This window comes from Sphingomonas phyllosphaerae FA2 (assembly GCF_000427645.1).
GTDB classification, from domain to species: domain Bacteria; phylum Pseudomonadota; class Alphaproteobacteria; order Sphingomonadales; family Sphingomonadaceae; genus Sphingomonas; species Sphingomonas phyllosphaerae.
Window position 1 is genome coordinate 1,922,796 of record NZ_KE386571.1, and the last position, 17,047, is coordinate 1,939,842.

General features: G+C 67.4%; 13 protein-coding genes. 12 read left to right on the forward strand and 1 reads right to left on the reverse strand.

Annotated features, from left to right (window positions below; all coding sequences use genetic code 11):
- Nucleotides 1–102: 102 nt before the first annotated feature.
- Together SPHPH_RS19380 and SPHPH_RS19385 are read left to right on the forward strand one after the other, a co-directional pair.
- Nucleotides 103–1,590 (forward strand): ATPase domain-containing protein, encoded by a 1,488-nt coding sequence (locus tag SPHPH_RS19380; protein WP_037488365.1) that lies wholly within the window; start codon nt 103–105, stop codon nt 1,588–1,590.
- On the forward strand, nt 1,587–3,923 hold the full coding sequence (locus SPHPH_RS19385) for a PAS domain S-box protein (RefSeq protein ID WP_051272941.1): 2,337 nt from the start codon (nt 1,587–1,589) through the stop codon (nt 3,921–3,923). Before SPHPH_RS19380 ends, SPHPH_RS19385 begins: the two co-directional genes overlap by 4 nt.
- 6 nt (nt 3,924–3,929) lie before the next feature.
- Here the strand turns inward: SPHPH_RS19385 and SPHPH_RS19390 are convergent, their stop codons facing one another.
- On the reverse strand, nt 3,930–5,177 hold the full coding sequence (locus tag SPHPH_RS19390) for a S41 family peptidase (protein ID WP_037488367.1): 1,248 nt from the start codon (nt 5,175–5,177) through the stop codon (nt 3,930–3,932).
- Between the two features lie 184 nt (nt 5,178–5,361).
- Between SPHPH_RS19390 and poxB the strand changes: the two genes are divergently transcribed.
- The 10 genes from poxB (at nt 5,362) to SPHPH_RS0109335 (ending at nt 17,041) form a co-directional block, all read left to right on the forward strand.
- Nucleotides 5,362–7,086 carry a ubiquinone-dependent pyruvate dehydrogenase gene (gene poxB, locus SPHPH_RS0109290; protein WP_028966449.1) on the forward strand — a complete coding sequence of 575 codons (1,725 nt, stop codon included), beginning with the start codon at nt 5,362–5,364 and terminating at the stop codon, nt 7,084–7,086.
- Between the two features lie 417 nt (nt 7,087–7,503).
- On the forward strand, nt 7,504–9,429 hold the full coding sequence (locus tag SPHPH_RS0109295; RefSeq protein ID WP_028966450.1) for a methyl-accepting chemotaxis protein: 1,926 nt from the start codon (nt 7,504–7,506) through the stop codon (nt 9,427–9,429).
- A 31-nt stretch (nt 9,430–9,460) separates the two neighbouring features.
- Entirely contained in the window at nt 9,461–11,053 is a 1,593-nt protein-coding gene (locus tag SPHPH_RS19395) for a chemotaxis protein CheW (protein WP_037488369.1), read from the forward strand.
- A 13-nt stretch (nt 11,054–11,066) separates the two neighbouring features.
- Nucleotides 11,067–12,179 carry a chemotaxis-specific protein-glutamate methyltransferase CheB gene (gene cheB, locus SPHPH_RS0109305; protein WP_238303016.1) on the forward strand — a complete coding sequence of 371 codons (1,113 nt, stop codon included), beginning with the start codon at nt 11,067–11,069 and terminating at the stop codon, nt 12,177–12,179.
- Nucleotides 12,180–12,195: 16 nt separating this feature from the next.
- A complete protein-coding gene (locus SPHPH_RS0109310; protein ID WP_028966452.1) occupies nt 12,196–12,816 on the forward strand; it encodes a HEAT repeat domain-containing protein in 621 nt (206 codons plus the stop codon).
- A complete protein-coding gene (locus SPHPH_RS0109315; protein WP_028966453.1) occupies nt 12,810–13,685 on the forward strand; it encodes a CheR family methyltransferase in 876 nt (291 codons plus the stop codon). Before SPHPH_RS0109310 ends, SPHPH_RS0109315 begins: the two co-directional genes overlap by 7 nt.
- Entirely contained in the window at nt 13,678–14,076 is a 399-nt protein-coding gene (locus SPHPH_RS0109320; RefSeq protein WP_037488371.1) for a response regulator, read from the forward strand. Before SPHPH_RS0109315 ends, SPHPH_RS0109320 begins: the two co-directional genes overlap by 8 nt.
- A complete protein-coding gene (locus tag SPHPH_RS0109325) occupies nt 14,073–16,403 on the forward strand; it encodes a chemotaxis protein CheA (RefSeq protein WP_028966455.1) in 2,331 nt (776 codons plus the stop codon). Before SPHPH_RS0109320 ends, SPHPH_RS0109325 begins: the two co-directional genes overlap by 4 nt.
- Nucleotides 16,403–16,654 (forward strand): hypothetical protein, encoded by a 252-nt coding sequence (locus tag SPHPH_RS0109330; protein ID WP_028966456.1) that lies wholly within the window; start codon nt 16,403–16,405, stop codon nt 16,652–16,654. The genes SPHPH_RS0109325 and SPHPH_RS0109330 overlap by 1 nt, the downstream gene beginning before the upstream one ends.
- An 18-nt stretch (nt 16,655–16,672) precedes the next feature.
- Nucleotides 16,673–17,041 carry a response regulator gene (locus SPHPH_RS0109335; RefSeq protein WP_028966457.1) on the forward strand — a complete coding sequence of 123 codons (369 nt, stop codon included), beginning with the start codon at nt 16,673–16,675 and terminating at the stop codon, nt 17,039–17,041.
- Nucleotides 17,042–17,047 lie beyond the last annotated feature (6 nt).

The following is a 17,047-nucleotide window of genomic DNA, read 5'->3' on the forward strand; positions in this document are numbered from 1 at the left end:
CTGTCTCCCCCCTAGATCGCTGATAAGGAAAATCACCCATCGTCCGTCTACAGGTGCGATGACGTGCGCCGCACCGGCGGCCACATTGGGGGGAGAACAATATTGCCTTCTTTCGCGACGGACGATGCCTTCACCGGCACCAGCGGTCTCGACGATGTCCTCAACGGCGGCTTGGAACGCGCACGGACGTTCCTTCTCGAAGGCAGCCCCGGCACCGGCAAGACGACCATCGCGGTGAAATTTCTGGTGACCGGAGCGGCCGCTGGCGAACGCTGCCTCTACGTCACGTTGTCGGAAACCGAGGACGAGCTGCGCGCCACGGCGAAGGCGCATGGCTGGGACCTGTCGGGGATCGACCTGTACGAATTGATCCCGCCGGAAAATCTGCTCGACGACGACCAGCAGCAAAGTCTGCTCTACTCCTCCGATCTGGAACTTGGCGAGACGACGAAGCGCATCTTCGAGGCGTTCGAGCGGATCAGGCCGGAACGCGTCGTGATCGACAGCCTGTCCGAGATCCGGCTGCTCGCGCAAAGCTCGCTGCGGTATCGGCGCCAGATCCTGGCGCTGAAACACTATTTCGCGAAGAGCAACGCCACGGTGCTGATGCTCGACGATCTCACCACCGACACCAATGACAAGACCGTCCATTCGGTGGCACACGGCGTGATCCGGCTTGAGGAGTTCGCGCCCGAATATGGCGCGGAGCGCCGGCGGCTTCGCATCATCAAATATCGCGGGCGGCGCTTTCGCGGCGGCTATCACGATGCGACGATCGAAACCGGCGGGGTCCATGTCTATCCGCGGCTGATCTCCTCGGAACATCACACCAGCTTTGCCCGCGACGTGGTGACGACCGGGTCGGCCGAGCTGAACCAGTTGCTGGGCGGCGGGATCGAACGCGGGTCGAGCGTGCTGGTGCTGGGCCCTGCTGGCACGGGTAAAAGCTCGATCGCGCTCACCTTCATCCGGACCGCGATCGCACGCGGCGAAAGCGCCGCCATGTTCGTGTTCGACGAGGAGATCGGCCTGTTGATCCAGCGCGCGCTGGGGCTCGGCGTCGATCTTCAGGCGATGATCGACGACGGCAAATTGTTGCTGAAACAGGTGGATGCCGCCGAATTGTCGCCCGGCCAATTCTGTTCCCATGTGCGCCATTGCGTCGAGGGATATGGCGCGAAGACGGTCGTGATCGACAGCCTGAACGGCTATCAGGCGGCCATGCCGGGCGAGCAGGCGTTGATCCTGCACATGCACGAGCTTCTGCAATATCTGAACCGGCAGGGCGCGACGACCTTCCTCAGCGTCGCGCAGCACGGGCTGGTCGGCGACATGAAGTCGCCGGTCGACGTGACCTATCTGGCCGATACCGTCATTCTGCTGCGCTATTTCGAGGCGCTGGGCCAGGTGCGCCGCGCCATCTCGATCGTGAAGAAGCGGACCGGGCCGCACGAGAACACGATCCGCGAATTCCGGATCGGCGGCGACGGCATCACGCTGGGCGAACCGCTGACGAAGTTCCAGGGCGTCCTGCGCGGCGTGCCCACCCTGCACGCCACCAGCGACCTGCTGAACGGTGAACGGGCGTGAAGCGAACGACCGTCTCGGAACGGGCGCTCGTCCTTGCCCCGCGCGGTCGCGACGCGGCGGTGGCGAGCGAAATTCTGGCCGAGGCGCATCTCTCAACCGCCATCTGCGCCTCGCTTGCGCATCTGGTCGCCGAGCTTGACCGCGGCGCTGCGCTGGTCGTCCTCACCGAGGAAGCGATCGCGACCGCCGACCTGTCCGCCCTCTCGGCCTGGCTGGCCAGTCAGGAGGAATGGTCCGACCTGCCGTTCATCCTGCTAACGCGAAGCGGCGGCGGGCTGGAACGCAATCCGGCGGCGGCCCGGCACCTCGAGGTGCTGGGCAATGTCACCTTTCTGGAACGCCCCTTCCATCCCACGACGCTGATCAGCATCGTGCGCTCCGCCGTGCGCGCACGCCGCCGGCAATATGAGGCACGGGCGCGGTTGATCGCCTTGCAGGAAAGCGAGGCGCGTTACCGCACGCTGTTCGAGAATATCGAAGTCGGCTTCTGCATCATCGACATGATCTTCGACGACGCCGGCCAGCCGATCGATTATCGCTTCGTGGAGGCGAACCCGGCGTTCGAGCGTCAGGCCGGCTTCCATCCCGACGGCCGCCGGGTACGCGAGATCGTGCCCGGTCACGAACAGCATTGGTTCGATTTCTATGGCGAGATCGCGCGGACGGGCGTTCCCGGGCGTGTCGAGGAAGGCTCCGCTGCGCTGTCCCGCTGGTGGGACGTCCATGCCTTCCGCATCGGCGGGCCGGGCAGCAACCGGATCGCGGTGCTGTTCAACGACATCACCGCCCGCCGCGACGCCGAGTTGCGCTTGCAGGAGATGAACCAGACGCTGGAGTCACAGGTCGCCGCCCGCTCGGCCGAGCGCGACCGGCTGTGGAATCTGTCGCAGGATATGCTCGCGCGCGCCGACTATAGCGGGATGATGTCGGCGGTCAGCCCGTCGTGGCAGTGGGTGCTCGGCTGGAGCAGCGAGGAACTGCTGTCGCGCGGCTATGCGACCTTTATGCACGCCGACGACGAAGCGCCCACCCTCGCTGCGATCGGGGCGATGGCGCAGACCGGGCAGCCGAGCCGCTTCGAGAACCGCATCGCCACCCGCGACGGCGGCTGGAAGTGGATCGAATGGACCGTCGCGCCCGAGCCCGATGGCGAGAATTTCATCGCCGTCGGTCGCGACCTGAGCCACGCCAAGGCGCGCGAGGCCGAGCTTCAGGCGGCGCAGGAGGCGCTGCGGCAGAGCCAGAAGATGGAGGCGATGGGCAGCCTGACCGGCGGTGTCGCGCATGACTTCAACAATCTGCTGACCCCAATCGTCGGGTCGCTCGACCTGTTGCACCGCAAGCGCCTCGGCTCGGAGCGGGAACAGCGCCTGATCGACGGCGCGCTGCAATCGGCCGAACGCGCGCGAACGCTGGTCCAGCGCCTGCTGGCGTTCGCGCGCCGCCAGCCGCTACAGGCGATGGCGGTCGACGTGCCGCACCTCATCCGCGGTTTGCTCGACCTGATCGGGTCGACGCTGGGGCCGACGATCGAGCTGAAGGTCGAGGAAGCGCCCGATCTGCCCCCGGCGAAGGCCGATCCGAACCAGCTCGAGATGGCGTTGCTGAACCTGGCGGTGAACGCGCGCGACGCAATGCCGGACGGCGGCACGCTGACGATCGCCGTCACCCGCGAATCCGTCCGCGAACCGCGGGCCGGGCTGACGCGCGGACATTATGTGTGCGTCGGCGTCCGCGACACCGGCACCGGGATGGACGAGGACACCCGCGCTCGCGCGGTCGAGCCGTTCTTCTCGACCAAGGGGATCGGCAAGGGCACCGGGCTGGGTCTGTCGATGGTGCACGGTCTCGCGGCGCAGCTCGGCGGCGCGCTGACGATCGACAGCGCGATCGGCAAGGGCACGACGGTCACGCTCTGGCTGCGCGTCGGCCACGACCTGCCCGAAGCCGAGCACCGGCCCGCGCCACCGGTCGAGCATCGCGACGCGCTCGGCGTCGCGCTGCTCGTCGACGACGAGGATCTGGTGCGCATGAGCACGGCGCACATGCTGTCCGACCTCGGCTACGAGGTGGTGGAGGCGGCGTCGGGCGAAGCGGCGCTTCAGCTCGTCCGCGACGGACTGTCCCCCGACCTGCTCGTCACCGATCATCTGATGCCGGGGATGACCGGTGCGCAACTGGTGGTCGCGCTGGGCGAACTTCGCCCCTCGTTGCCGGCATTGATCGTGTCCGGCTATGCCGAGGCGGAGGGGATCGATCCGTCGGTGCCGCGCATCACCAAACCGTTCCGTAGCAGCGAACTCGCCGAAACCCTGTCGGAACTCCTGACGTAGCGGGCGCTACCGCCCGATCGCGGTGAGGACCGGATCGCCCTCCAGCGTGCGCTCCGCCTGCGTCAGGTAGAGCTGCGGGCGATACGCCTCGCGCGGCAGCCCGGTGACGGTGAAAAGCTGCTCGGTCCCGATGTCCACCTGCGCGGCCGAGCCCTCGATCGTCTCGTTGCTCAACGCACCGAGCAGGTGGGCGAGATCGGTGCCCACCGTCGTCGCGCCGATCGCGTCGAACCCGATCATCATCCCCTCGCCCATGCTGCCGGTCCAGTGACCGCCAGCGACATACACCTTGCCCGTATAGCGCTGCCCGAACGGCGCGACATATTCGACGAACTTGCGCGTCGGCCCCAGCACGCGCGTTTCATACGGGATGACGTGCATCTGATAGGGGCGGTCGTGATCGACGAAATGCCCCATGATCCCGCGCGCCACGCTGGTGTTGCCGCCGCTGGGCGTGTTGCGCAGGTCGATCAATACTGCCTCGCTGTCCGCCAGTGACGCGAGCGCCGTTGAGAAGGCGCCGATCAACTGCTGGTTGCCGAGCGAATTGTTGATGCGGATGATCCCGAGCGTGCCGCGCCGCTCGGTCTCCAGCAGCGGCCCGTCCTCGATCCGCGCCGCCTGCGCGTTCGCCGCGGCCAGCGTGTAGATACGGCGACGACTGCCATCGCGCACCTCGATCACCCGCGCCTGCCGGCGATGCCCGGCCAGCGCCATGTCGAGTGCGAACCCGATCTGCACCGGGCTCAGATCCGCGAAGGCGCGTCCGGTGATCGCCGCGATCGCCGCCTGCGGCGACAACCCGTCGATCCGCGCGATCGCCATGCCGGGCCGCACCCCCTTGGCCGCCGCGTCGCCGCCGGCGCGGACCTCTGCGATCAGGAACGCCTTGCCGTCATACCGCCCGGTCATGTCGGACGCGGTCGGAAACACCGACCAGTCGCCGGCATCCAGCGGCCCGACGATAAAGTGCGGATCGGCGAAATTGTGCGCCACCAATTGCAGGACGTCGATGAAGTCCTTGTCCGATCGCGCCGCCTTCGCCCGGTCCGCGAACGTCGCAAGGATGGCGTCGCCATCGACGCCGGCACGCGCGAAATAACCGTAATTCTCGTGCAGCAGCTTCGCGAACGACGCCCAGCCCTTCGCCGCGTCGAACGCGGCCGTCGGCGGTGCCGCGTTCTGCGCCGCCACCGGCGCCGCGACGATCAGCGACACGGCGGCCAGCCATGCGACACAAGGGGCTTTGGTCATGGCTACTCCATCCGCGACTGACGCGCGGCTTGTGACCGAGCGCAGGGGTTGATCAAGCAGCCATCCCGCGCATGCAACGCCTGCATGCCAGCTTGTCCGTTTTGACGGGAAGCGAACCGGACGTGCGGGCGTTCTGTGCTCGCATCCGGGTCGAACGCCCGCCCCACAACACGGACCACATGCCATGAGCAAGACGATCGCCGACCTCCTGAACGATACGCTGGTCGAAGCGGGGGTGAAGCGGATCTGGGGCGTGACCGGCGACAGCCTCAACGCCTTCAACGACAGCATGCGCCGCTCGGGCGAGATCGCGTGGATGCACGTCCGCAACGAGGAAGCCGGTGCCTTCGCGGCAGGGGCGGAGGCCGCCGCCACCGGCGCGCTGGCGGTCTGCGCCGGCAGCTGCGGGCCGGGCAACCTGCACCTCATCAACGGGCTGTACGATTGCCACCGCAACCACGTCCCGGTACTTGCGATCGCCGCGCACATCCCGTCGAGCGAGATCGGGCTCAACTATTTCCAGGAAACGCATCCGACCGAGCTGTTCCGCGAATGCAGTCACTTCTGCGAGATGGTGCAGGACGCGCGACAGATGCCTGAGCTGCTGCACCGCGCGATCCGCACCGCGATCGGCCAGCGCGGCGTCGCGGTGCTCGTCATTCCCGGCGACGTCGCGCTCCAGAAGGCGCCGGACACCCGCGCCGTCCCCTTCCCCGCGCTCGCGACCCCGCGGCTGGTGCCCGACGAGGCCGCGCTGCGACAGGTCGCCGATCTGGTCGACGGGTCGAAAGCGGTGACGCTGCTGTGCGGCTCGGGCACCGCGGGCGCGCATGACGAGGTGGTGGCGCTCGCCGCCGCGCTGAAGGCGCCGATCGTCCACTCCTATCGTGGCAAGGAATGGATCGAATACGACAATCCCTATGACGTCGGCATGACCGGGCTGATCGGCTTTTCGTCGGGCTATCACGCGATGATGGAATGCGACACGCTGCTGATGCTCGGCACCGACTTTCCGTATCGCAACTTCTATCCCGAAAAGGCCCGGGTCGTTCAGGTCGACCGCGATCCCGGCGCGCTCGGCCGGCGCGTGCCGCTCGATCTGGGCATCGTTGCCGACGTGAAGGAGTTCGCCACCCGGCTGACCGCCCTCGTGCGTCCCGACCGCGACGACCGTTTTCTCGACAAGGCCCGCGCGCATTATCGCGACGCACGCAAGGGGCTCGACGATCTCGCGACCCCGCGCGACGGCGAGAAGCCTCTGCATCCGCAATATGTCGCCGCGCTGGTCGATCGGCTGGCGGCGCAGGATGCGGTCTTCACCGCCGATGTCGGTACGCCCGCGGTCTGGGCGGCACGCTATCTGACGATGAACGGACAGCGGCGGCTGATCGGGTCGTTCAACCACGGCTCGATGGCCAATGCGCTGCCGCAGGCGCTCGGCGTGCAGGGTGCCTTTCCCGAACGACAGGTGGTGTCGCTGTCGGGCGATGGCGGGCTGGCGATGCTGATGGGCGACATGCTGACCGCGGTGCAGATGGATTTGCCGATCAAGATCGTCGTCTTCAACAATTCGACGCTCGGCTTCGTCGAGATGGAGCAGAAGGCGGCGGGCTATGTCGACGCCAACGTGTCGCTCAAGAACCCCGACTTCGCCGCGATCGCGCGCGAAATGGGCTATTTCGGAGAGCGCGTCACCCGCTCCGATGCGCTTGAGGCGGCGCTGAGCGCGGCGTTCGCGCATGACGGCCCGGCGCTGATCGACGTGGTGACGGAAGGGCTCGAACTCATCATGCCGCCCAGGATTCAGGCCGAACAGGCCAAGGGGTTCAGCCTCTACGCCGCCCGCGCGGTGCTCAGCGGCCGCGGGGACGAGGTGATCGAACTCGCCAAAGCGAATCTGTTCCGCTGATTCCGTCCCGCCCGGTCGAAGGACGCGGACGATGAACCCCGTCTCCCTTCGTCCGCTCTCCGCACTGACACCAGCGCTTTGCTGCATCGCACCTAAGTAATTGAATAGATCATCTATTCGAATGATTATTGATCGGCATCAACTACCAAGAAGCGGAATTTATTTATGTTGTCGATGCAACCTCCTGAAATCATCGTCGAAATTGCGAGTTCAGGCACTCTTGCCCTTATGAAGAGGTCTGGCAGCAGCTTCTGCAAACCTCATCCGTAACACATTACAAAGACATACTTTTTCCCGGAGAATGAATTTACAGAAACAATCAAGCAAAGGTTTGAAGAGGTTAAGCTTAAGAATTCCGCAAGAAAAAACACCGACATGCCGTGATGTGAATTGAGATCGCGGGATGGGAAATTGATCATGGCACTGGCGAAACGAACTTCTGTCGGTCGCGTTACGAACGAACAAAGCGCTGAGATCATAACGGCGACGCGTGCGGTGCGCGTCACGGCGGAAGCTGAGAAGCGAAAGGCACGCACCTTCGCACGCCAGCAGAAGGCAGCCGAACGTATCGCCGCTGCAACGACGCAATTGTCCGGGGGAATTACCGAAGCGTCGTCGGCGGCCGAGGAACTGCGCAAGTCTTCCGAGCAGATCAGCGTCGGTGCCGAACAGGCGTCCAGCGCCGCGCAGCAGACGATGAAGTCGATCAGCCAGACCGACGGATTGTTGCGGGACGCCAGGGAGCGTGCCGACACTTCGCTGAAGCTGACGCAGACGCTGTCGGACCTCATCGGGCAGACCAGCGTGGACGTCACCAACTCGATCAACGCCATTTCGCGCGCGTCCGAGCGGCAGGAAAGCTCGGTCAAGATGGTTGAGGAACTCGATCGTCAGGCCGCCGGGATCGGCGAAGTCGTCAAGGCGGTCGCACGGATCGCCGACCAGACCAACCTGCTCGCGCTCAATGCCGCGATCGAGGCGGCGCGCGCCGGGCAGCATGGCAAGGGCTTCGCGGTCGTCGCCGACGAGGTCCGCACGCTGGCCGAAACCAGCGAGAAGTCGGCCCGCGACATTCAGGAACTGATCGTTCAGGTCCAGCAGGACGTGAAGGAAGTCGCGCAGGGGATCGATCATTCGGCCACCAGTGCGCGCAACGAAGTCGCAAAGGGCATGGTCGTCACCGCGCAGCTCGATCAGATCCGCACGGACATGACCGACATCATGCGTGGGTGTGAGGAAATCGCGCTGGGCGCGGAAACCGCCGCCGTCGCCGCCAACGAGGCGCTGAAGGGTGCCGAGGTGATCGCCACCGCCGCCGAGGAGCAGGGCGCCGCCTGCCAGGAATCGAACACGACGATCGAGCAGCAGGCCGCCGCGCTCCAGCAGTGCGAACAGGCCGCGCAGGAATTGTCGGAAATCGCCGAGGAGCTGAAGAACAGCACCAACATCGGCAAGAGCGCCGAGGAAGTCGCCTCGGCCGCCGAGGAACTGTCGAGCGCCGTCGAGGAGATCAATCGCGCCTCGACGCAGATCTCGACCGCGCTGGAGCAGATCAATCGCGGCGCGCAGCAGGCGTCGACCGCCACGCAGCAGTCGGCCGCCGCGATCAACCAGATCGAGGGCAATGCGCAGACCGCCGCCCGGCTCGCCAACAATGCCGTGGAAAAGGGCAACGCGATCGCTGCGCTGCTCGTCGAGAACAAGACGCAGGTCGAGGCGCTGATGAGCGGCGTCGCGCAGTCGGTCGACGCCGGCCGCGCCAGCCGCGACCAGATCGCCGCGCTGGAACAGGTCAGCCGTCGCATCGACAAGATCGTCGACGCGATCACCACCGTGTCGATCCAGACCAACATGCTCGCGGTCAGCGGCTCGGTCGAGGCGGCACGTGCCGGTGAGTTCGGCAAGGGCTTCGCGGTCGTTTCCACCGACATCCGCAACCTCGCGCGGGACTCGGCGGAGAATGCCGACCGCATCAAGGATACGGTGAAGGAGATCCAGGACACGATCGCGCGCGTGCGCGGCGACCTGCAGGAGATCGCCGACTCCGCCTCGGGCGAGGTCGAGAAGAACCGCGCGATCGTCGCCGGGCTGGAACAGATCGCCCGGGATGTGGGCGACGTGGTCGGCGGCAACGGCGCGATCGCCACGGCGGCTGAGGACATCGCCCGGCTGCTCCAGGAAACGCAGGTCGCGATCGAACAGATCTCGGCGGCGGCGCAGCAGGCCACGCATTCGTCGAACGAGGCGAGCGGCGCGGCGCGCGAGCAGGCGCAGGGGGCCGAGCAACTGGCGGCGGCGATCGAGGAAATCGCCTCGCTGGCCGACGAATTGCAGGCCGCCTGATCCTTTTCCTCCTGCGCCGAGGAGTGCGCTCATGGCCAAGACCAATCTCTCCGTCGCGGCGGCCGATCCACCGGCCGCCGCCCGGACCCCGGACGCTCACGAAAACGACACCGGTCGCCAGTTCGTGATCTTCCACAGCGCCGGCGAGATGTTCGCGGTGCCGCTCGCGGAAGTGAAGGAAATCATCCGCGTGCCCGACGTCGTGCGGATGCCGCTCAGCCCCCCGGCGCTGCTCGGGCTGGCGAACCTGCGCGGCACGGTGCTGCCGGTGCTCGATCTGCGCCGGCTGTTCAATCTGCCCGAGGTCGAGGTCGACGACGCCAGCCGCGTCGTGGTGCTCGATCAGGGCCAGCCGGTCGGGCTGATGGTCGACCGGATGGCCAATGTCGTCACCGTCGACGCCGACCGCGTCGAACCGGTCGACCGCGTGAAGGCGACGATCGACACCGATCTGCTGACCGGCATGATCAAGGACGCCGACGGCAAGACGATCGTGATGATCATCGACGTCGCGCGCACGATCGGCCGCAATTTCGAGGTGGCCGCCGCCACCGCCGCGGGCGCCCGGCCCGACGCGGTGCCGCTGGCAACCGGCGCGGACGTGGTCGCCCCGTCGGAGGTCGCGGACGAGGAACAGCTCGTCAGCTTCATGGTCGACGGGCAGGAATATGCCTTCCCGATCGGCGACGTGCAGGAAATCGTCCAGCTGCCCGAGGCGATCACGCCGGTGCCGAACGCGCCGGGGCATGTGCTGGGCGTCACGACGCTGCGCAGCCGCATCCTGCCGCTCGTCTCGCTGCGCGCGCTGTTCGGGATGCACGACCAGGCGCTGTCGGACGCCAACAAGGTCGTGGTGGTCTCGGTCGCCGATGGCGAGCGCAACCGCGTCTCGGTCGGCGTGGTCATGGACATGGTGAAGGCGGTGCTGCGCGTGAACCGCGCGCTGGTCGAGCCGGTCCCGTCGACGCTCGGCCAGTCGGGTGGCCACGGCGACATCCGCGCGATCTGCCGGCTGGAGGACGGTCGCCGGCTCGTCTCGGTGCTGGCGGCGGAGGGGATGTTCGATCTCGACGTGCTGCGCGCCGTCCGCGGCGACGACGATGCCGCGGCGCATACCACACAGGAGGACAGGGTCATGGCAGGCGAGATCGCCGACGACGCGCAATTCGTCGTGTTCCGGCTGATGGACGAGGAATATGGCGTGCCGGTCGAAGCGGTGCGCGAGATCGTGCGCGTGCCCGACCAGCTCACCCGCGTGCCGCGCTCGCCCGCGTTCGTCGAGGGCGTCATCAACCTGCGCGGCACCGTGCTGCCGGTCATCGACCAGCGCCGCCGCTTCGGGCTGGACGAGGTCGAACGCTCGGATCGACAGCGGATCATGGTGTTCACGATCGACGGCCGCGACACCGGCTTCATCGTCGACAGCGTGTCGGAGGTGCGCCGCATCGCCACCGCCGCCATCTCCCCCGCCCCCGAATTGTCGGGCGAGCGCGGCCGCGTGGTGCAGGGGGTGGCGAACCTCCACGACCAGCGCCGCATGATCCTGCTGCTCGACATGGCCTGCCTGGTCGAGCCCGAGGAAGACGAGGCGCTGTCGCATTTCGAAGAGCGGCTGGCGGCCTGAAGGAACGACGAGAATGTCCGTGGTCCGCGTATTGGTGGTCGACGATTCCGCGCTGATGCGCCGGCATCTCGTCCAGTTGCTGCAAGATGAGCGGGGGCTGGAGGTCCAGTCCGCGCGCAACGGCGAGGAGGCGCTGACGCTGGTCGACAGTTTCGACCCGCACGTCGTCACCCTCGACGTCAACATGCCGCAAATGGACGGGATCACCTGTCTGGCGCGGATCATGGTCGGCAGCCCGCGCCCGGTCATCATGGTCTCGTCGATCACCGAGGCGGGCGCGGAGGCGACGTTGCAGGCGCTCAGCCTCGGCGCGCTGGACTATGTGCAGAAACCGGGCGGCACGATCTCGCTGTCGATCGAACAGGTCGCGGCCGAGCTGATCGCCAAGATCCGCATGGCCGCCAAGTCGGGCCGGCGCGGCGGCCGGGCGCTCGCCGCCCCCGCGCCGGCACCGATCGCCCCCCGCCCGCGTGCGGTAACACCAGCCCCCGCGCGTCCGGCACCGCGCGCCGCGCGGATCGGCGAAGACCCGCCCGGCCTCGTGCTGATCGGCGTGTCGACCGGCGGACCGCATGTGCTGGAACAGATCCTGCCCGCCCTGCCCGCGGGCTTGCCGTGGCCGGTGCTCGTGGCGCAGCACATGCCGCGCAGCTTCACCGGCGTCTTCGCGCGCCGGCTCGACAAATTGTGCGCGCTGTCCGTGTCGGAAGTGACGACGCAGACCGACCTGACGCCCGGCACCATCCATATCGCGCGCGGGGATGCCGACATGCTGGTCGTGCGCCGCAACGGCGGGCTGTTCGTCACCTCGGTGCCCTCCAGCGAGGCGCACGCCTGGCACCCCAGCGTCACGCGGCTGGTGGAGAGCGCCGCCGAGCATGTGCCCGTCGATCGCCTGCTCTGCGTCCAGCTGACCGGCATGGGCGACGACGGCGCGGAGGCGATGGCGACGCTGAAGCGGCAAGGTGCGCGCACGATCGCGCAGAACGAAGACACCTGCGCCGTCTTCGGCATGCCCAACGAACTCATCCGCCGCGGCGGCGCGACGGCGGTGCTGCCGACGGGCGCGATCGCCGCGCAGATCACCCTATGGCTCAACCCGGCATCGCTCCGGCGCGCAAGCTGAATTGAAAGGGACTTCCATGCCGCTCATCAAGGCCCGCTCGCACCCGGCCGACGACGATCTGGTCGTGCACGACGCCACCGATCCGGCCGAAATGGAGGCCGCGCTTGCCGCGCCGACCGCCAGCGCGCGCCGCGCCGCCGTCCACCGGCTGGAGGATAGCGCCGACGGTCAGGCCGCGTTATGCCGCCGGCTGGCGGAGGAAACCTCGGCCAGCGTGCGCGAGGCGATCCTCGCCGCGCTGATCCGCCATCGCTCGCCCGCGATCGCCGCCGCGCTGCTGCCGTTGCTGCGCACCGAGGACGCCGCGCTGCGCAATGCCGCGATCGAGGCGCTGGCCGAAATGCCCGACGAGGTCGCGCCGCATATCGACGCGCTGCTCGCCGACGCGGACAGCGACGTACGCATCTTCGCCGGCAACATGCTGGGCGTGCTGCCGCACCCGCGCGCCGCCGAATGGCTGTTGAAGGCGCTCGCCGACGACCACGTCAACGTCTGCGCCGCCGCGATCGACGGGCTCGCCGAGATCGGTGACCCGGCCACCGCCGCGGCGCTGGAGGCCGTGCCGGCGCGGTTCCCGGGCAACAGCTTCATCGCCTTCGCCGTGCGCGTCGCGGTTCGCAGGATCCGCGGATGCTGAGCGTCGCCACCGCCCCGGGCGACCCCGCGCCCGCCCCGCCAATCCCGCGCGAGGACTATGACCGGTTCTGCGAGTTCTTCTATCGCAAGACAGGGATCATGTTCGGCGCGAACAAGACGTATTTTGTCGAGCGCCGGCTTCAGGAACGCATGTCCGCGAACAGGAGCGCGACCTTCCGCGACTATTTCACGATGGTCCGCTTCCAGGCGTCGGGCGAGGAGATGCAGAGCCTCGTCAATGCGATGACGGTCAATGAGACCTATTTCTATCGCGAGGATTATCAGTTCGACGCGCTGGTGCAGCATCTGCTGCCGGAGATCGCACGCACGCGCTCGCCCTCCGATCCGATCCGCTTGTGGTCGATGCCGTGCTCGACGGGCGAGGAACCCTATTCGATCGCGATGCAGATCCTCGAGAACTGGGCGCAGGCGGACGAATATTCGGTCGAGATCCTCGCCTCGGACATCGACAGCCGGGTGATCGCGGAGGCGAAGCAGGGGCTCTACACGGCGCGCTCGCTGCACCGGCTGACCCCGGCACTGAAGCGCCGCTATTTCACCCCGGTCGGCGAGGATTTCCGCATCTGTGCCGAGCTGCGCGGCTCGATCGACTTCTCGGTGGTCAACATCACCGATCCGCTGCCGATGCGCCGCTTCCGCCATCTCGACGTGATCTTCTGCCGCAACATGCTGATCTATTTCGACGACACTTCACGCCGTCAGGCGGTCGAGGCGCTGTACGAAAGCCTGCGTCCCGGCGGCTACATCTGCCTCGGCCATTCCGAGAGCATGAGCCGCATCTCCTCGATGTTCCGGCCCCGCAAGTTCGGCGCCACCATTCTCTATCAAAGGCCCGTGGACAATGACTAAGCCCCATGTGAACGGCAAGCGCGTCCTGGTGGTCGACGACGGCATGACCACGCGGCTTTACTATCGCGACGTGCTGGAGACCGCCGGCTTCGGCGTCGAGGAGGCGGTGAACGGCGTCGAGGGGCTGGAGCGCGCGCTGATGGGCGCGTTCGATCTGCTGATCGTCGACGTCAACATGCCCAAGATGGACGGGTATGAGATGATCGCGCAGGTGCGGGTCGACCCCGCGCTGCACGACATCCCGATCATCACGATCAGCACCGAGGCCGGCGAGCGCGACGCGGATCGCGCCTATTCGGCGGGCGCCAACCTGTACATGGTCAAGCCGGCCGACCCCGCATTGCTGACCGAAACGGCGCAGATGCTGACCGGCGTGGAAATGGCGCGATGAACGCCGTCCTGCTCGAACGGTTCGTGCAGGAGGCGCGCGAGCTGTTGCAGACGTCCGCCAGCGGACTGCTGACGCTGGAGCGCGATCCCACCGACGCCACCGCGATCAACGAGGTGTTCCGCGCGGTCCACACGCTGAAGGGCTCGTCGGGGCTGTTCGACACGCCCGCGCTCACCCGGCTGGTCCATGCCGGGGAGGACGTGCTCCAGCAGGTGCGCACCGGCGCGATGACGCTCGATTCCGGCGTCGTCGACCTGTTGCTCGACAGTCTCGATCAGGTCGGGGCGTTCATCGACCAGCTCGATCGTGACGGCACGCTGTCGGGCGATGCCGACCGGATCGCCACGCATCACGCCGGTGCGCTGCGCGCGCGGCTTGCTGGCGACACCGAAGCCGTCGTTGCGGTGATCGACGCCGTGCTGGCCCCCGCACCCGCCGAATGGCTGGCGGGCTTCCCCGTGGCCGAACGTGAGGCGCTGCTGGCGCGCGCCCGCGGTGGCGAGGCGGTGCTGGCGGTGCGCTACACCCCCGACGAAGGCTGCTTCTACACCGGCACCGATCCGCTCGCCGCGATCCGCGACGTGCCCGATCTGCTCGCGGTCGCCGTCGCCCCGCGCGCGCCGTGGAGCGCGACCACCGACGATTTCGATCCCTATCGCTGCAACATGGTCTTCACCGCGCTCACCACCGCCTCGCGCGAGGCGGTGGAACAGGCGATGACCTATGAGCTGGACGCGGTCGAACTGCGCACGCTCGCCGATGCCGCCGCGCCAGAGGCCCCGCCCCCACCCCCGCACACGCCGCCCGCCGAACCCGCGACGCTGCTCGGCGAGGCCGGTCGCCACATCGTCCGCACCCAGCTTCGCGTGATCGCCAGCGGCTATGACGCGGTGCGCCTGCGCTCGACCGGCGCGCTGATCGGCAACCTGCTGCGCAGTCTGCGCCAGGACGACCTGCGCGATCATTGGGAGATCGCGCTGGCCGAGGCGATCGCACAAGAGGATTGCGCCCCCGTCGCCGCCTTCCTCGCGCGGCTCGACGACGCTCCCGTCGCTACGGCGCCCGCCGCGCCGGTCGTCCCGCTGCTCGCCGCCGACCCTGCCCCGCAATCGTCGGCACCGCCCCCGCCCGCCGCCACCGGCGAGCCGCGCCCAGCCAGCAAGACGCTCAAGGTCGATCAGGGCAAGATCGATCTGCTGATGAACCTGATCGGCGAGCTGGTCGTCCAGAAGAACGCACTCCCCTTCCTCGCCCGCCGTGCCGAGGAAGTGCACGGCTCGCGCGAAATGGGTCGCGAGATCAAGGAGCAGTTCGCGACGCTCGACCGGCTGACGCAGGAGATGCAGGGCGCGATCATGCAGATCCGCATGCTGCCGGTCGCCGAGGTGTTCGAACGCTTCCCGCGGCTGGTCCGCGACATCGCGCGCCGCCTCGACAAGCAGGTCGAGCTGGTCATGGAGGGCACCGACACCGCCGCCGACAAGACGATCGTCGAGGCGCTGGGCGATCCCTTGCTCCACATCGTCCGCAACTCGCTCGATCATGGCATCGAGGAACCAGCGACGCGCGTCGCGGCGGGCAAGCCGCCGGTCGCCACGCTGCGGCTGCGCGCGTGGCAGGACAATGACTGCGTCGTGATCGAGATCGCCGACGACGGCCGCGGCATCGATCCGGCGCGCATCCGCAGCGTCGCGGTCGACAAGGGCGTGGTCACCCGCGAACAGGCCGACGCGCTGTCGGATCAGGAGGCGATCAACCTCATCTATCGCCCCGGCTTCTCGACCGCGGCGGAGGTGTCCGACCTGTCGGGCCGCGGCGTCGGAATGGATGTGGTGCTCAGCACCGTGCAGAAGCTGGGCGGCCGCGTCTCGGTCAGCTCGCAGCTCGGGCACGGCACCGTCACGCGGCTGTCGATGCCGCTCAGCATGGCGGTCACCCGCATCATGGTCGTCGACATCGGCGGCAGCCTGTACGGCATCCCGATCGATCATGTCGTTCAGACGACGCGGCTCGACCCGACCGTGATCCAGCGGATCAAGCATCGCGAGGTGTTCGTGCTGCGCGACGAGGTCGTGCCGCTGATCCGCATGACCGCGCTGCTCGGCGGCCAGCCCGCGGCGGTCGACCCCGGCCGCGGCGAGGCGGTGCTGGTGTGCCGCGTCGAGGGCCGCACCATCGGCCTGGTCATCGACGATTTCCGCGAGGGGATGGACGTCATCCTGAAACCGATGACCGGGCTGCTCGCCGATGTCGGCGGCTATTGCGGCACCACGCTGCTGGGCGACGGGCGCGTCCTGCTCGTCCTCGATCTGAAGGAGCTGTTCTGATGGCGATCCGCTTTGCGCGCACCCATGCGCATTTCGAGGGGCGCTGCGCGGTCGAGGAGGCGCTGGCGCTGGTCGAGTTCCTCCGCAAGCATCCGCGCGGCAAGGTCGCGCTCGGCAAATGCACCAGCATGCACGGCGCGTTGTTGCAGGTGATTCTGGCAACGCGGCCGATCGTGTCCAGCTTGCCACCGGACCCTTTACTTGCGGCGCTGATCGCCGCCGCCGTGACACCCGACCTCATTTCTGCCTGATATTTTGAAGGACCTATTGTGGCTGATACGATCCTGATCGTTGACGATTCCCCCTCGATGCTCATGAGCGTCTCGATCGCGCTGCGCCCCACCGGCCTCGACGTGAAAGAGGCTCCCAGCGCCGAAGCCGCGCTGGATCACCTCGCTAACGGTCTGATGCCACGGATGATTTTGACAGACCTCAACATGGACGGGATGAGCGGCATCGATCTGGTAAAGGAAGTCCGCAAGCGCCCAGGGATGACCTTCACCCCGATCGTCCTGCTGACGACGGAATCGCAGGAAGACCTCCGCCAAACCGCCAAGTCGGCGGGCGCAACTGGTTGGCTTGTAAAGCCTTTTGACGCCGCCAAGCTGGTCGCGCTGGTCAAGAAACTGGTTCCCTGACGGGCC